The following is a 16,798-nucleotide window of genomic DNA, read 5'->3' as shown; positions in this document are numbered from 1 at the left end:
AAAGAGCTCTCTCATTTTTTATATTTTTTCTATCGGAGCAAATGCTGCTAATAAGCGTTTGATGCCTTTTTCAGGGAAAGCAACGTCTAGCTCTAAATCCTTGGCAGTACCGCCAACTCGGACGACTGTTCCTGTTCCCCACGCTTTATGTCTGACTTTATCGCCTGCTTGCCAAGCCATCGATTCACCACCGCTAGCCACTTTATCCGTAACTGGCTGTTTAGTCGGCTGGGAATAAGCAGGTTTAAATACTTTTGGCTCAAAAGTTCTACTTGGCGCTTTCGGTGCCGCGATTGAACCTTGTAAATCTAACAATTCTTCGTCTATTTCGTCTAAAAAACGACTCGGACGGTTATATTGTGTTCTACCATATAAGGTTCGAGAAAATGCGTTAGTAATAAATAGAATTTCCTCTGCACGAGTGATTCCTACATAAGCTAAACGACGTTCTTCTTCTAATTCGCTTTCTTCCAACATTGCACGAGACAATGGAAAAACGCCTTCTTCCATCCCAATCAAAAAGACAACAGGAAATTCTAGTCCTTTAGCTGCATGGAGTGTCATCAAAGTAACTTGAGAAGTGCTTTCTTCTAAATTATCTAAATCTGAAACAAGGGCTAGATCGTTTAGGAAGACTGCTAACTTTTCTTCTGGTGCATCAGCCTCTTCTTCTCCCTGACGTTCATATCGTTTGTCGAATTCTTGTGTAACCGTTAAAAATTCATCCAAGTTCTCTAAACGCGCTTGAGATTCCAAATTATTTTGTCTCACTAATTCATCTCGGTAACCGCTACGTTCTAGTACTTCTTTCACTAATTCAGTAATTGTCAGATATGGAATCATCTGAGATAGGTCTTGGATCATCATGCCAAAACTGCCTAACTCTTTGCCAGCTTTACCTGAAATATTAGCTAAGTCTACATTTTTTGAAGCTTCTAATAAAGACCAGTCGTGTATCTGAGAAAAGCTTCTTAATTTCTCGACCGAGCTTTTACCGATTCCACGTTTTGGTTCATTGACAACACGCTCAAAACTAAGCGAATCCATGGGATTTGAAATAATATTCAAATAGCCTAAGATGTCTTTAATTTCTTTACGATCATAGAATTTGTGTCCGCCAACCATCGTATAAGGAATATTGGATTTCAGCAACATTTCTTCCATTACCCGTGACTGAGCATTGGTACGATATAATACAGCGAAATCGCCATAAATTCGATCTTTTTCTCGAATTTCTTTTTGAATCTGCCCCACAATAAATTGCGTTTCATCTCGCTCATTATCGCCCCGATAATATACAATTTTTTCTCCATCTGTATTTTCAGTCCATAATTGCTTATCACGACGATTGCTATTATTTTTGATCACATTGTTCGCCGCGTCCAAGATTTTTTTTGTTGAGCGGTAATTTTGTTCCAACAGGATCACAGCAGCATCTGGATAATCCTTTTCGAAGTCCAAAATGTTCTGCATATCTGCTCCACGCCAACCATAGATACTTTGGTCAGCATCCCCTACAACACATAAATTTTTAAAACGCGCTGCTAACATATTTACTAATGTATACTGCGCATGGTTAGTATCTTGATACTCATCTACATGAATATAGTGAAATTTATTTTGATAATAGGTCAACGAATCAGGATGTTCATTAAACAATCGAATTGTATTCATAATCAAATCATCAAAATCCATACATTGGTTATTTCTTAATTCTTTCTGGTACATCTTATAGCATTTCGCAACAACTTCTTCATAAGGAGTTCCCTGTAATTCTTCAACTTTTGCTGGCGTCTGCAACTCATTTTTGGCGTTACTGATTGTTCCTAAAATCGAGCGAGGATCATATTTTTTCGCATCGATATTCAGTTCATTCAAAATTCGTTTCATCAATGTCCGTTGTTCAGAAGTATCAATGATCGTGAAATTACGATTATAACCGATCTGATCGACATCACGGCGTAAAATTCGCACACACATTGAATGAAATGTTGAAACCCAAACATCATTTCCGCCAACTTCTAGTAATTTCCCAACCCGCTCTCTCATTTCTTTTGCGGCTTTATTGGTAAAAGTGATTGCTAAAATATTCCATGGATTAACATCTTTTTCTTCAATTAGATAGGCAATGCGGTGTGTTAATACTCTTGTTTTCCCACTACCTGCGCCCGCCATAACCAGTAAAGGCCCTTCTGTATGTAAAACGGCTTCCTTTTGTCGTGGGTTCATACCTTGGATCAAGGCGTTTTCTTGTGCCATCATCAACGTCCTCTCTCTTTTTTCAATCTTATACATTATACCAAATATAGCTGGAAAATTCTTTAATAATGATGGAATTTATAGAACATATTTTCTTTTTTTAAGTTCGTATTTTAAGAGAATAAAATGATCGTGTGTTGCTTTTTTCTTTAGTGATAGACGCGTAAGTTAAATAAAAAAAATCACTCAATAAAGAGTGAGACATTTAGTATATTTTGAATGCAGATGGCATCCGATATTTCAATCCACTCACTCAATAAAGAGTGAGACGTTTTTGTTATTTTCTCTACCTCAATACCACTTTTAATTTCAATCCACTCACTCAATAAAGAGTGAGACGATTTAACAGAGCTAACTAACAAGGTAAATAATATAATTTCAATCCACTCACTCAATAAAGAGTGAGACAAGTCTTCATCGTCAAAATTATACGTATAAAGTATTTCAATCCACTCACTCAATAAAGAGTGAGACCGTGAAAAGACAGCAAATTTGTACCTATTTGCTCTTTTACACATTATAAATCACATTAAAATGTGATTTCGATGAGAAAAAACAACTATTTATATTGTTTTCCTCTCTAAATTTGGTGCGAATCTCCCAGAGATTTCATGCGCACTTATGGTTCGCACCGAATCTCAATGCGAACAAATGGCTTTTCACTTATATCACTTATATATAGTATAATCACAATCTTGTCATAAGTCACGCTCTATTTGGCTCCTAGCACCTTGATACTTATATAGATTCTTCCTTCCGATTAATCCCATTATCATACCCATTACGTAATCGTTCTACAATAGCTTCATTTACATAAATAGAAATTTCTCCACCATTCACTGGAAAATCCCCCGCACCTGCCTCATCTAAAATAACTTTTGTTGTATTATTTCCCAAAATATCAACAAATATCTTTCCAGCATGTACAGCGCTGATCGTCATCTTTTTTACACCTGCTTGCGCATTTGTCATAACAACCGCATAACCAGATTTTTCTCGGTCAAACGTACCTGTCCTAATCCAACCGATAATAGCAGGATCGTCAAAATAATCCATTTCACTCCCATATGCTAATTGTTCTCTAATTTTTAATAACAAGTCCAAATCTTCACCTACTGGCTCAACATTTTGAGAGGGAATCCCAAATAAATCGCCCCAAAAAACAATCGGTGTTCCAGCTTTACGAAGTAAGATCAGTGCGTAGGCATGAACTTTGAACCAGCCATCGACCCAGGATTCCAAGCTTTGTCCTTTTTGCGTATCATGATTATCAACAAACGTCACTGCCCATTCAGACCGTTCTTTCGCTAATGTTCCTTCAAATATATTTCGCATATCATATTGACCGTCAGAACTAGCAGCCTCGTAAAAATGATAATGTAGAGGAACATCAAATAAAGAAATCAATGTTCCAGAACTATCAATGTAATTGGTCAGTTTTTCAAGTTCCCCATTCCAATATTCACCAACGACAAACAACTCTCTTCCTTTTTCTTTTCTTCTATTTAATAACCATTCAACAAAGTAATTAAATTGAATATGTTTAACTGCATCTAAACGGTATCCATCAATATCTGTTAATTCTTGGTACCATTTTCCCCATTTATTTAACTGCTCAACGGTTTCAGGATACTCCATGTCCAAATTGCAACCCATTAAATAATCATAATTGCCATTTTCATTATCAACTTCTTGATCCCAGCCTTTTCCTTCAAAATTGAAAATACCATGATCCTTTCGTCGATCATCAAAATCAACCCCTGAAAAATTTTTCCAAGTCCAAATATAGTCATTATACTTCTGCTTTCTTCCTAGAAAAGTAAATTTTGTCCAAGCTGAAATTTCTTCTTTACCACTTAATGTTTCATTTCGGTTCTCTGGACGAGATTTAAAAGCTACAACCGTTTCTTCTTCATCGGCGCCCATGAAATGATCAAAAACAATATCTCCATATACCTCTATTCCAGCTTTCTTAAAGGCTTGAATACAATTAAGATAATCAGTTTTTGTCCCATATTTAGTAGGGATCGTGCCTTTTTGATCAAATTCGCCTAAATCATACAAATCATAAGGAGCATACCCCACATCTTCCAGTCCGTTTGCACCTTTATATGCTGGTGGAAACCAGATGCCATTGATTCCCTTGTCGTGTAGTGCGACGGCCAATTTTGTCAGCCGTTGCCAATGTTTCCCATCAGCTGGCAGATACCATTCAAATCCTTGTAATATTGTACGATTATTCATGCAGATCCCTCCGATTTTACCTACCTACATTAAGCCAAAAATTAAACAACTTTGCAAATAATAAAATTTGGAAGATCGGCTGCTCAAAAATGAACGGTTAAAAACGTTAATGATCGTTTATGAACGTTTTTGATTGCATAGTGAAATAAGATGTGCTATTATATTCAATGAAAAGAGGGTTGAAAATGCTTACAGAAGAAAGACATCAAGCAATTTTACATTTATTAGACCAACAATCAGTTGTGAAATCTCAAGAATTAGCTTCACTTCTAAACGCTTCTGAATCGACGATTCGCCGTGATTTACAAGATTTGGAAGATGCAGAATTACTTGAGCGAGTTCATGGCGGAGCAAAACGAATTCTAAATTTAGGCTTTGAACAAAATATGACCGAAAAATCAAGCAAAAACACGCAAGAAAAACAAGCAATTGCTTCATTAGCCGCTCAATTTGTTCACCATGGGGATGTTATTTACTTGGATGCTGGATCAACTACTTTAGAGATGCTGCCATTCCTATCAGGTAAAAATGTTACTGTTGTCACCAATTCTGTGCATCATGCTGCAAAGCTTGGTGACCTTAATATCAACACTATGATTCTTGGTGGGGCTTTAAAGTTATCGACAAAAGCAATTATCGGTGCAACAAGTATGGAACAACTGAGTCATTTTCGCTTCAACAAAGTTTTCATGGGGATGAATGGAGCACATCTTGAGTTTGGGTTAACAACACCTGATCCAGAAGAAGCAGCATTAAAACGTTTGGCCATTACCCAAGCTGAAGAAGCTTATGTTCTGATTGATCAAAGCAAGTTGAACAAAGTAACCTTTACAAAAGTTACAGATCTTGAAGATGTCATACTTCTCACCAACCATTGTTTACCAGAATTACTTGAACAATTCCAGAAAAAAACAACTATCAAGGAGGCAGCGCAATGATTTACACTGTAACACTAAATCCTTCAATCGACTATATCGTTCATGTTGAAGAATTAAAATTAGGAAACTTGAATCGGATGACCAACGATTTTAAGTTACCTGGTGGTAAAGGCATCAATGTTTCCCGGATCTTAAAACGAATCCAAACAGAATCTACGGCTCTTGGTTTTTTGGGCGGTTTTACTGGCTCATTCATTTCTGACTGGCTAACCCAAGAACGGATTCAAACTAATTTTACTAAGGTCCGCGAAGACACACGAATCAATATCAAACTGAAATCTAAAAATGAAACAGAAATCAACGGTTTAGGTCCTGCGCTCAGCAATGAAGAACTGCAAGAATTAAAACAAGCACTAAGTTTGGTTTCAGCTGGTGACATCGTTGTTTTATCTGGAAGTACTCCAGCAACATTGCGAGAAGGCTTTTATGAAGAGCTGATTCAAATTATTAAAGATAAACAAGCTGAATTTGTGATTGATACCACTGGAAAAGATTTACTCAATGCTCTTCAAAACAAACCATTGCTTATCAAACCGAACAATCATGAATTAGCTGAATTATTTGATGTACGTTTCCAAACAGTGGATGATATTCTACCATTTGGCAACCGTTTATTAGAAGATGGTGCTCAACATGTGATCATTTCCATGGCAGGTGATGGCGCATTATTGTTTACCAAAAATGGTGTTTATCGTTCAAATGTTTTAAAACGACCATTGAAAAATTCAGTTGGTGCAGGAGACTCGATGATTGCCGGATTTGTTGGGACATTTTCTAAAAGCAATGATCCTGTAGAAGCGTTTAAATGGGGCGTTGCTTGCGGCAGTGCAACAGCATTTTCAGATGACTTGGCAACCGCTGATTTGATCAATGAATTAATTGCAGAAGTCATTATAGAAAAAATCAGCTAACTTTACAGACTTGCTTTTCAATAAAAGAGCAACAAGTCTACACAGCTTTAAATTAGGAGGAAAAACAATGAATATCAAAGACTTATTAGTCAAAGACGTTATGATCATGGATTTGCAGGCTACCGATAAAAAAGGGGCAATCGATGAAATGGTTCAAAAAATGTATGATGGCGGTAGAATTTCCGATATAGATACTTATAAGAATGGTATATTAGCTCGCGAGGCACAAACTTCAACTGGTTTGGGTGATGGTATTGCTATGCCACATGCTAAAAATAGTGCAGTTAAAGAAGCAACGGTTCTATTTGCCAAAAGTAATTCTGGTGTCGATTATGAAGCGTTAGATGGTCAACCAACCTACTTATTCTTTATGATTGCAGCCCCAGAAGGCGCAAACGATACGCATTTACAAGCTTTAGCGGCCCTTTCTCGTTTATTGATCGATCCTGATTTTGTCGCCAAGTTAAAAGAAACTACAACCCCTGAAGCTGTTCAAAATCTTTTTCAATCAGCTGAAGAGGCAAAAGAAGCAGAAGAAAAGAAGGAACAGCAGGAGCAAGCCGCTGTAAATACTCAAGATAGCACCCGAAAATTTGTAGTAGCTGTTACCGCTTGTCCAACAGGAATTGCCCACACTTATATGGCCGAAGACGCTTTAAAGAAAAAGGCCAAAGAGCTGGGGATCGATATCAAAGTAGAAACAAATGGTTCTGAAGGAATCAAAAATCGTTTAACAGCTGAAGATATTGCTCGCGCTGATGGCGTAATCGTTGCAGCGGATAAAAAAGTAGAAATGAACCGATTTGATGGCAAAGAGCTTGTTAACCGCCCAGTTAGTGATGGGATTCGTAAAACAGAAGAATTGATTCAGTTGGCCACAAGTGGAACGGCTCCGATTTTCCATAGTTCTGAATCAGATAATAGTGAAGAAGATGCTTCAGCGGATGGTTCTATCGGTTCAAGAATCTATAAAGATTTAATGAATGGTGTGTCACACATGCTACCATTTGTTATCGGCGGTGGTATCGCGATTGCTCTGTCCTTTATGATCGACCAATTTATTGGCGTTCCACAAGATCAATTAAGTATGCTTGGAAATTATAATGAAGCCGCTTCTTGGTTCAATCAAATCGGCAGCGCAGCATTCGGATTTATGTTACCCGTTTTAGCCGGCTTTATTGCTTCAAGTATCGCTGATCGTCCAGGTTTGATCGTTGGTTTTGCAGCAGGTGCTTTAGCGAATACAGGTGGTGCAGGTTTCTTAGGGGCACTGATTGGTGGTTTCTTAGCTGGCTACGTCATTGTTTTCTTGAAAAAACTTTTCAAAGGCTTACCTAAGTCACTAGATGGTATCAAAACTATTCTATTTTATCCTGTTTTCGGATTGTTGATTACTGGCGGGCTGATGCTTTTAGTTAATGTTCCGATGAAAGTCATCAATGATGGGTTAAATAATTTCTTGTTAGGTTTAGATGGTACAAACGCTGCACTTTTAGGCGCCCTACTTGGCGGAATGATGGCGATCGATTTAGGTGGTCCGATTAATAAAGCTGCTTATGTTTTTGGTACTGCCTCTATTGCAGCAACCGTGACAGAAGGCGGAAGCATCATTATGGCTTCTGTTATGGCAGGTGGTATGGTTCCTCCTTTAGCAATTTTTATTGCAACATTACTGTTTAAAAATAAATTTACTCAAGACCAAAAAGATGCTGGTTTGACCAACTTAGTAATGGGTCTCTCCTTTGTAACAGAAGGTGCAATTCCTTTTGCAGCAGCTGATCCATTACGTACGATTCCAAGTTTTGTTGTCGGTTCAGCCTTAGCTGGCGGTTTAGTTGGCGGCTTTGGAATTCGTCTATTAGCGCCTCACGGTGGAATCTTCGTTGCTTTATTATTAAGTCATCCACTTCTCTATTTAGTCTTTATCGCACTTGGTGCAATTGTTTCAGCTGTAATTTTAGGTATTGTAAAAAAACCAATTGCACAATAACTGGCTTTATCTAACCTCAAATGATCGAGATTTCTTCTTGATTATTTGAGGTTTTTTCTATACAATAATATTTTTGGTCTATATCATTAGCGTAAAAAAAATATCTATATTAAACTACTATATAAGAGATACCTATTTTTTACAGGTTTAATATGTCTTTACTAGAAAGGATAAGGATAACGATTATGACATTTCATTGTAGCAGGTTTTTGTATGAATAGACTATTAGGTAAGGTAGTGTTGGTCACTGAAGCTCAAAGCAGTATTGGCGCTGCAACAGCTAGACTTGCTTCAAATAATGGAGCGATCGTTGTTTGTACCGGCAAAAGTTTAGATAAACTTGCCACTATTGTTTCAGAAATCACCCAAAAAGGGGGGACTGCTGTCTCGTTTGAACATGATATAAGTTCGTTTAAAAGTTGGCAAAAAGTAATTGCTAGGACTATCAAAAAATATGCCAAAATTGATGTTTTAGTCAATAATGCCGGGATCTCTTCTCCAAAGATACTTTTAGAGTTGTCAGCTGAAGACTGGTACAAAATCCAAACGATCGATTTAAATAGTTTTACATACGTTTTAAAAGAAGTTCTCCCGATTATGAAGAAAAATGGTGGTGGATCGATTGTCACTGTTTCTTCACTTCAAGGATTAGTAGGACTTCCAGAAAGTAGCCCTTATGTCGCAGCCAAAGATGTACTTCGCTCTCAGACCCTTGATGCAGCATTTGAATACGCTAAAGATAACATTCGCATCAATTCAATTTGTCCAGGTGTTATTCATACACCGTTAATAGAAACAAGTTTCCCAAATATCAAACCTTTGTATAAAAAATTCGTACAATTTCCTTATTTAGGAAAACCCGAAGATATCGCAAATGGAATCATTTATCTCGCTTGTGATGAAGCTAGTTTTGTTACTGGTGCTGAAATTGTGATCCATGGCGACCGAATCACTAAGTAATGAGCAATCATTTTCCACTTGACTAATCGTAGGAAGGCGTGGGACAAAACTAAAGTTCAGTTTTGTTTCACGCTCTAAATCCAAATAAACATTAAAACAAAAGCGTTTAGCTCCTTCTCATTTCTCGGAGCTAAACGCTTTTGTCGCGACTTCTTAATTATACCTCTATTCGCTAATATCTATCGTCTGATTGACATTCTCTAAATAACTAGCATCTAAAAAAACAACACGTAAATGATTCTTGGCCTTTTTCAAGTCAAACCGCGTAGATGATTCTTTCTGTTTCAAATTACTAATATTGACATCAAATAGCTTATCCCATAATGCTTCTAAAGGAATTTGCTTGATTGCTTCTTTTGGCAGATAAAAACGCAACACCGAAACAAACTCATCATATTTTTGATCTAAAACTTCAATTTCTAAAAATTGCCGGATGTAAAACTCATACGCCAAAAGTCCTTCATCAATCGCCATTTCAGGATCCACTACACGATAATTCATCATTTTTTGGCTCTTCTCATCGATCCAAGGGAAATACGCTTGTGCATTCAAGATGCCTCTAGTCCGCTTCACAATATTTTTTTGTCGAAGATTGTCATAGCTTCTAGTCACGAAATACGTTGCCTGTTTCTTTTCAACAGGTTGATAATAACTATTTTGGTATTGAACAGTTTGAACCACCTCTTCAACAAATGCATACTCAATAAATGGCGGCCTCAATACTCCAGTTCCATTGTTCCAAACCAATTGGTCATAGCCCATCTGATCTCTGAACAAACGCTGATATTTTTTATTTATAGGCAAATCCCAATTAGAAGGGTGATTGAACAAGGTTATTTTGATCAGTTGATTATCCAACTCCTCTACAGACTGCACCTGCTGTACTTCCAAAAAAATCGGTTTTGGAATAAATTGATAATACAAACTGGAATAATACATTTTCCAACAGGAAGTCAAGCATAAACCTTTAAAATAAATATCATAGCCAGCTAATTGATTACAATCAACGATCACGGTTTTATCGCTATTATATCGCTTAGGTAATTGAGCAATTTCACTCTCTGTCTCAAAGTTTCTTTTTTCAATCGTTTCAACATTATTATACAAGTACTCATCTAAGGAACGAATATATCCATAGATACCATTTTTAACCATTCGAGTATCACAATAATTTTCAATCATTTTTTGCTGTGATAAAAAAATAGAGCTATCTAAAATCGTTCGTTCGTGTATGCTTAATTTTGAGATATGGAGTTGGAATTCTCCACCTTGAGCATTCACTTTGATCCATATATTTTCTTTTTCAGTAAGCATTTGGATTCGTTGTGTGAACGTCAATAAGTCAAATACCTCTGCTACTTCATCGCCAAAGCAACAGCTTTCAGGTATTGTCAGTATCCGTAAAAAACTTAACCAATCAAAAATAGCTTGCTTCAACTCTTCTAAAGAAAAATCAGTCCGAGCAGCAACTATATACATTTTATTTGTTTTTCCCATTTGCCCACCTCGTTCCTTAAGATAAGTATAACGAAAATAAAGTCAGACTTCATCTAATATACTTCTAGAATAGAAAAAAAAGGGATTCTTAGACTTATTCTAAGGAAATGGAGGCTCTATTTTAGTAAAATAATAGAAAAAAAGATTTTTCAATACTATAATGACAATTACATCATCGAACCGAATCAAGTGACTAAAATGCCTCGCACAAAAAAGACAGGAAAATTGCGATTTCCTGCCCTCAGCTTATTCTAAAACTAGTTATTCATATGCTCACTTTTTGATAAACTCACCGATAAAATCCCTTGAAACGCCTGATTCTTTACTATAAATCACATGTCCTCTTAAAATTGTTTGGATTACTTGGGCACCAATCTTACGGCCAATATATGGGCTGATTTTATTACGATATTCCAATTCTTCCGCTTTTAAGGTATAAGGAGCATTTGGTTTGATCAGAACAAAATCGGCATCTTTACCAAGACTGATCCGTCCCTTTTGTGCCAAATCATAACGAGCTGCTGGATTTGCCGCAATAATATCTGCAAATTGTCGCAATGACATCCCTCTTTTTTGAACCCCTTCATCAAAAAGAACATCCACGTTATTTTGCACACCAGAAATTCCGCCCCATGCTTCAAAAGCATTGTCTTTGTCTTTTAAATCAGGTGTACATGGAGAATGATCCGATGTTACAAAATCGATTTCACCTGCTAAAAGTTTTTCCCACATCCCATTTTGATTTGCTTTGTCACGAATCGGCGGTGAACATTTGACTACTGGACCGATTGCATCTAGTTCGTCGGTATCAAAATAAAGATAATGCGTACATGTTTCACACGTAACATCAACTCCTGATTTTCTTGCCTTAGTAACTTCTGCCACGCCTTCTGGACAAGCAATATGGCAAATATGAATCCGACAACCCGTTTCTTTAGCAAATAGAATTGCTCTTCGAATCGGTTCAACTTCAGTGAAAACTGGTCGGCTAGCTACATAAGCTTTCAAAGTCGTTTCGCCATTTTTATAGGCAATTTCTCCTAATTTATCTGTAATTGCGGCATTTTCCGCATGTATAGCTAACACTTTTCCAGTCTTAGCCACTTGTCTCATTCCTTCATAAAGGGAATAATCATCTACGTTCATAAAATCGCCATCAATACTGCGATCACCGCACGTTGCCATGAAACACTTGTACGCCGCAACGCCACCTTTATGTAGTTCTTGAATTCCGCCACTTAAATTAAACGGAACTACTCCTCCAAATGATCCAACATCTGATTTTAGCTTGCCGACTCCTGCATGATACTTTATTTCTAATGATTGACCATCGACAGTTGCTGGTACTTGATTTAAAGGCATCTCCATAAAAGACGTTACACCACCTTTAGCACAAGATGCCGTTCCAGTAACATATCCTTCCCATTCATCTCGATAACCGCCCCCTGGATCAGTGATATGCACATGAGCGTCCACCATACCAGGACTAACAACTAAACCTGACGCATCAATAACCTTTTCAGCCTCTCCAAGTTCACTGCCGATTGCCACGATCACACCATCTTTGACCGCAACATCTGTTTCAACCTCCCCTGAATCAAGAATAACTAAACCATTTTTGATTATTAAATCATAACTCATTTACTTTCCTCCTAAATAAAAAATGTGCGAGCTCATTCATTCTTTTTTCGCTATTTAACAAAAAAATTTCTTAATAATAAATAGGCTCCAAAAGCTGATATAAACCCGGAAATCCAAGAAATATCGGAAATTACTTTTAATGCTGGAATAAAGTTACCACTTAAACAAATGACTAAAGCTAAAACAGTCGCAACATAAGCTGGTTTATTTAACCCTTTATAGATATTATGACGATTATCTGCCTGTTGATCCATATATAACTGATCCAAATCAATCGTTTGATGCTCAACAAAATAGTAGTGTGCAATCATCGTCCCTGCAACAGGACCGAGTACAGCGCCGATCGTATTTAGAAAAATAAAAATACTATTTGCATTTTCCATCAATTTCCACGGCATGATCATGAAACTGATGACACTCGCAAGTAAGACACCTTTTTTATAATCGATCCGTTTAGGAAACAATGCGCTCAACTGATACGCTGCTGGAATGATATTTCCAGTAGCATTTGTTGAAACCGTCGTTAATAAGAATACTAGCATTGCAACAACAATTGCAAATGAATTATCCCAGCGATCCACAATATTCAAAATATTCCATTCTTGAATACCATAACGAATCGAACCACCGATCAAAATGACAACACTTGAAAATGCGAAAATCCCATAACCAACTAAAAAACTAGCTGTTTGACCAATTGTTTGATCCTTAGTTGATTTTGCATTTTGAGTAAAATCCGCCACACTTGCACCAGGTGCAGCCCACACAGCTAAAACAGAATTAATAATCATAAAATAAACAAAGACTGGCGAAATATTATGGACAGCACCGGCAACGTCATAGGATAAAATTGCTCCTAAACCGCCTGCAGCACTGATCGCCCAAATAGCCATCCCACCAAAAACTATGTAAATCAGTGGACTTAGAATCGCTGTGAACTTATTTAAAATCTCACCACCACCAAAACCAATCAGCACATTTACTACCCAAAAAATTGTAAATGCGATTAAACCTGGCATAGAAATCCCTAAAATCATTGTATTTCCGCCTAAGGTCAAAAACTGCGGCCAAATTTTACCAATTAAAATCAGTAAAGCTAATGAACCAGTATAATTCTGCAAACCAAACCACGCAATGGCCGCGACGCATCCTCTAAGAAAGCCTGGTAACTTCGCACCCATGACGCCATAAGTTGAACGTAAATGTAGTGCAAATGGAATGCCATATTTTGAGCCAGCACGACCATTAAGTGTCATAAACAAAGCCACAGCCGTTGCACTTAACATCAATGCCAACATTATATTAATAGGAGATAGTCCTAAAAATAAAAATCCTCCTACAGCAGTATAATTCGGAATATTGTGAACTGAACCCATCCACAGTGTAAAATAATTCAATTTTCCCATCATTCTCTTTGATAGTGGCTTTGGAAGTAACGCTTCATTGTACCCACGCTCTCGAAAAGATTGAAGCTCTTCTTCTGTAATTTGATAATCTTGATTTTCCATTCATTCGCCTCCTTTAATTGGTTTTACTGCTTAAACTTAAATATTGAAAGAATCTTTTCTACTAGTATAAAATAACCCTTGAAAATTGGCTATTAACTCTAACTTTCAAGGGTTTATTTCATTTTTAGTACTATTGATCTTGTCTTTTTAAAGGTTACGAGTTAAAGATCTCATAATCTAATTCTTTCTCATCAGCTGCAATGATCAACGCGACGGTTGTATCTGCATCAACATTCAGCAATGTCCTAAACATTCCAGAAAACCAGTCAATTCCTGCAAGTAGTGCAATACTTTCAGTTGGTAATCCTAGCATCGGCATAACTGTAGCTAGTGCCACTAAACCACCACCAGGCACCACCACTGTACCTAAACAAGCTAAAGTTGATAATAGAACAGCCTTAATTAATTCCCCAATCCCCATTTGAATATTATAGAATTGAGCAAATGTTACGATAGCTAGCGATAAAAACATTGCCAGACCATTACTATTCAAAGTCATCCCTAAAGGCAGAACTAATTTTGAAATTCGATCACTAATTCCCAATTTGTCTCTACCGTCTTCGATCTGAATAGGTAAAGTAATCGCTGAAGATGTTGTTGTAAACGCAACAATTGACATTCTCCACATATTTTGTGCTAATTTTTTCACACTAACTTTACAATAGAAAGCTGTTATTAATAACCAAACGATTAAAAATAATAATGCGCTGACTGCCAGTGTTAGTAAAAATTTCATCAAGGTTATCAAAACACCTGTGCCAATCGTCCCTATCACTGGAGCAATCAAGCAAAAAATACCAATTGGGGCAAGTTTCATGATCAATGTTACCATTTTCAAAATAACATTGTTAAATGCTGAAACACCATCCAGTAGAATTGAATTTTTATCTTTGTCTTTGATTAAACTCAATGCTAATCCAAATAATAAAGAAAAAATGATTACTTGGATCATATTCGCTTGTGCCATTGCTTCAATAATGTTTTTGGGAATAAAATCAATAATGATTTCTTGTAAACTCTCCGTACTCGCCTTGATTGATCCTGCTTCAAAACCACTAACTTCTAATCCTTTTCCAGGTTGAATCAATAAGCCAAACAAAACACCAATAATTGCGGCCAAAATAGTCGAACCCATAAACCAGACAAATACTTTCAAGCCAATTTTTCCAAGTTCTTTTGCTTCTAAACTACCAACTGCTTCAATAACTGCGCCCATGATCAAAACGACCACAGACATCTGAATCAATCGTAGAAACACATCCCCGATGACTTTGAATGATTCGACTTTTTCTTGAAAGATGATCCCCACTATAACCCCTAATATAGTGGCGATCATCACTTGATTTGTCATACTTATGTTGCGAATTTTTTTCATAACTAGGTTCCTCACTTTTAAGATACCAACTGATGACTTAAGACATAACTAGTTATTAGACATCATTTCGAGTTAATTTTTTTGTTTCTTATTTAAATTTGCTAATAAGAATAGAATTGTCCCAACTACCAATAGGATAACTGAAATATAAAAGCCCATTACTTTTGAACCAGTTGCATCTGAAATAGAACCTGTTAATGTTGGTGCAATAACGGATGACATCATTCCGAAAAAGTTGAATACGCCAAGTGTTGTACCAATACCGACTTTAGGTGCATTCTCACCAAGCCATGAAATGATAATTGGTTCTACTGCAAGTTTTCCTAAAAATCCGTATAAAATCAAACTAATCAATAAAAACGTTGAATTAGTCGCTTGAACTGTAAATAGTAACATTGCAGCAGCTAAAAGTTCTAAAATTACAATAAATTGAACTTTTTTATGCATGTATTTATCTGCTAAACGACTAAAGAATAAAGCGCCAGGAATTGAGGCAAACGCCACTAATGAGGCAGAAAAACCAATTGCGGCACCTTCAAACCCACGTTCTGTACCTAAGAAATTTGGTAACCAAGTAACAGTCATATAGTAACCATAACAAGTTGCAAAGTATAAAATATAAGCAAATAACATTTTTGGTGCAAATAATTTTTTAATCGATACATTTTCTTTTTCTAAAACAGCTGCTTCTTCTGTCACTTTAGCAACTTCTGCCGCTTCTGCTGCTTCTGATTGTGCTAAAAATTCAGCATCTTCTTTATTATTACGAATAATTGCAATAAACGCTACTAACATCACAGCAATCAAGGCTACTGAAATATACATCATTGTTTGCCAAGGGAACTGTAATTGAACAACTAAGAAACTAGATAAAATCAATCCTAATCCTGAACCAACTGCTGAACCACTGTTTACAATAGCAGTAGAAAAGCTTCTTTTTTCTTTAGGAATATTTTGAGATGTTAATGAATAAGCTGAACCATAAAATGATCCACAACCTAAACCAGCTAAAACACTCCCAACATATATCATTGAAATGCTTGTCGCTTGCGAAATCAACAAAGCGGCTAGTCCAAAAACAATAAAGCCTGGAATTAAGACTTTTTTCTTTCCGATCTTATCAACTAAAAATCCTGCTGGAATTTGCATTGCAACATACCCGAAGAAGTAACAAGTTGAAATAAAGCCTAGTGCTGTATCCGAGATACCTCCACCAAGTGACGCATTGATTTGTGGATAGGCAGGTGATAAAGCTGAACGATATACCCAGATCGTTACCCAACCAGCACATAATAAAATGACGATTTTTTTCCAATAATCCATTCCCGAACTCTTAACTTTTGCATCCATGTCTTTTCCTCCATTTGTTATTTTTTATATAGGCAACGATAAAAATGTTTGTGCATTTTATTCTAAACTATATAAACAAACAACTTCTTAATTCATTTCAATTGTAAGCGGTAGCAAACTTTCAA

11 protein-coding genes are annotated in these 16,798 nt (G+C 36.6%); 4 read left to right on the top strand and 7 right to left on the bottom strand.

Annotated elements, in window-relative coordinates; all coding sequences use genetic code 11:
* Window positions 1–18 precede the first annotated feature (18 nt).
* Complete coding sequence (gene pcrA / locus BCR24_RS13590; RefSeq protein ID WP_069641075.1) at window positions 19–2,259, bottom strand: DNA helicase PcrA; 2,241 nt, start codon at window positions 2,257–2,259, stop codon at window positions 19–21.
* A 738-nt stretch (window positions 2,260–2,997) separates the two neighbouring features.
* Entirely contained in the window at window positions 2,998–4,503 is a 1,506-nt protein-coding gene (locus tag BCR24_RS13585; protein WP_069641054.1) for an alpha-amylase, read from the bottom strand.
* Between the two features lie 185 nt (window positions 4,504–4,688).
* Here BCR24_RS13585 and BCR24_RS13580 point away from each other — a divergent pair, with 185 nt between their 5' ends.
* From BCR24_RS13580 to BCR24_RS13565, 4 genes are all read left to right on the top strand, one after another.
* The gene (locus tag BCR24_RS13580) at window positions 4,689–5,441 is read left to right on the top strand and encodes a DeoR/GlpR family DNA-binding transcription regulator (protein WP_069641053.1); all 753 of its coding nucleotides are present in this window, start codon (window positions 4,689–4,691) and stop codon (window positions 5,439–5,441) included.
* Complete coding sequence (gene pfkB / locus BCR24_RS13575; RefSeq protein ID WP_069641052.1) at window positions 5,438–6,352, top strand: 1-phosphofructokinase; 915 nt, start codon at window positions 5,438–5,440, stop codon at window positions 6,350–6,352. The genes BCR24_RS13580 and pfkB overlap by 4 nt, the downstream gene beginning before the upstream one ends.
* A gap of 67 nt (window positions 6,353–6,419) precedes the next feature.
* Window positions 6,420–8,342 (top strand): PTS fructose transporter subunit IIABC, encoded by a 1,923-nt coding sequence (locus BCR24_RS13570; RefSeq protein ID WP_069641051.1) that lies wholly within the window; start codon window positions 6,420–6,422, stop codon window positions 8,340–8,342.
* A gap of 213 nt (window positions 8,343–8,555) precedes the next feature.
* Window positions 8,556–9,302 (top strand): SDR family NAD(P)-dependent oxidoreductase, encoded by a 747-nt coding sequence (locus BCR24_RS13565; RefSeq protein ID WP_069641050.1) that lies wholly within the window; start codon window positions 8,556–8,558, stop codon window positions 9,300–9,302.
* Between the two features lie 165 nt (window positions 9,303–9,467).
* Here BCR24_RS13565 and BCR24_RS13560 read toward each other — a convergent pair whose 3' ends face one another.
* The 5 genes from BCR24_RS13560 to BCR24_RS13540 form a co-directional block, all read right to left on the bottom strand.
* Window positions 9,468–10,799, bottom strand: coding sequence for a hypothetical protein (locus tag BCR24_RS13560; RefSeq protein WP_069641049.1), 1,332 nt, complete (start codon window positions 10,797–10,799; stop codon window positions 9,468–9,470).
* A gap of 273 nt (window positions 10,800–11,072) precedes the next feature.
* Complete coding sequence (gene allB, locus BCR24_RS13555) at window positions 11,073–12,440, bottom strand: allantoinase AllB (RefSeq protein ID WP_069641048.1); 1,368 nt, start codon at window positions 12,438–12,440, stop codon at window positions 11,073–11,075.
* Between the two features lie 50 nt (window positions 12,441–12,490).
* Entirely contained in the window at window positions 12,491–13,948 is a 1,458-nt protein-coding gene (allW, locus tag BCR24_RS13550) for an allantoin permease (protein WP_069641047.1), read from the bottom strand.
* A 154-nt stretch (window positions 13,949–14,102) separates the two neighbouring features.
* On the bottom strand, window positions 14,103–15,323 hold the full coding sequence (locus BCR24_RS13545; RefSeq protein ID WP_083244411.1) for a dicarboxylate/amino acid:cation symporter: 1,221 nt from the start codon (window positions 15,321–15,323) through the stop codon (window positions 14,103–14,105).
* A 72-nt stretch (window positions 15,324–15,395) separates the two neighbouring features.
* Complete coding sequence (locus BCR24_RS13540; protein ID WP_069641046.1) at window positions 15,396–16,673, bottom strand: MFS transporter; 1,278 nt, start codon at window positions 16,671–16,673, stop codon at window positions 15,396–15,398.
* Between the last annotated feature and the right edge of the window lie 125 nt (window positions 16,674–16,798).

It is taken from the genome of Enterococcus ureilyticus, from assembly GCF_001730315.1.
Classification (GTDB): Bacteria; Bacillota; Bacilli; order Lactobacillales; family Enterococcaceae; genus Enterococcus_L; species Enterococcus_L ureilyticus.
This window is presented reverse-complemented; position numbering and strand designations above follow the sequence as displayed.

Coding starts and splice junctions, on each gene's coding strand:
- pcrA (WP_069641075.1), bottom strand. CDS start 2,259: ATGGCACAAGAAAACGCCTTGATCCAAGGTATGAACCCACGACAAAAG.
- BCR24_RS13545 (WP_083244411.1), bottom strand. CDS start 15,323: ATGAAAAAAATTCGCAACATAAGTATGACAAATCAAGTGATGATCGCC.
- BCR24_RS13565 (WP_069641050.1), top strand. CDS start 8,556: ATGAATAGACTATTAGGTAAGGTAGTGTTGGTCACTGAAGCTCAAAGC.
- allB (WP_069641048.1), bottom strand. CDS start 12,440: ATGAGTTATGATTTAATAATCAAAAATGGTTTAGTTATTCTTGATTCA.
- BCR24_RS13585 (WP_069641054.1), bottom strand. CDS start 4,503: ATGAATAATCGTACAATATTACAAGGATTTGAATGGTATCTGCCAGCT.
- BCR24_RS13580 (WP_069641053.1), top strand. CDS start 4,689: ATGCTTACAGAAGAAAGACATCAAGCAATTTTACATTTATTAGACCAA.
- BCR24_RS13560 (WP_069641049.1), bottom strand. CDS start 10,799: ATGGGAAAAACAAATAAAATGTATATAGTTGCTGCTCGGACTGATTTT.
- pfkB (WP_069641052.1), top strand. CDS start 5,438: ATGATTTACACTGTAACACTAAATCCTTCAATCGACTATATCGTTCAT.
- BCR24_RS13570 (WP_069641051.1), top strand. CDS start 6,420: ATGAATATCAAAGACTTATTAGTCAAAGACGTTATGATCATGGATTTG.
- allW (WP_069641047.1), bottom strand. CDS start 13,948: ATGGAAAATCAAGATTATCAAATTACAGAAGAAGAGCTTCAATCTTTT.
- BCR24_RS13540 (WP_069641046.1), bottom strand. CDS start 16,673: ATGGATGCAAAAGTTAAGAGTTCGGGAATGGATTATTGGAAAAAAATC.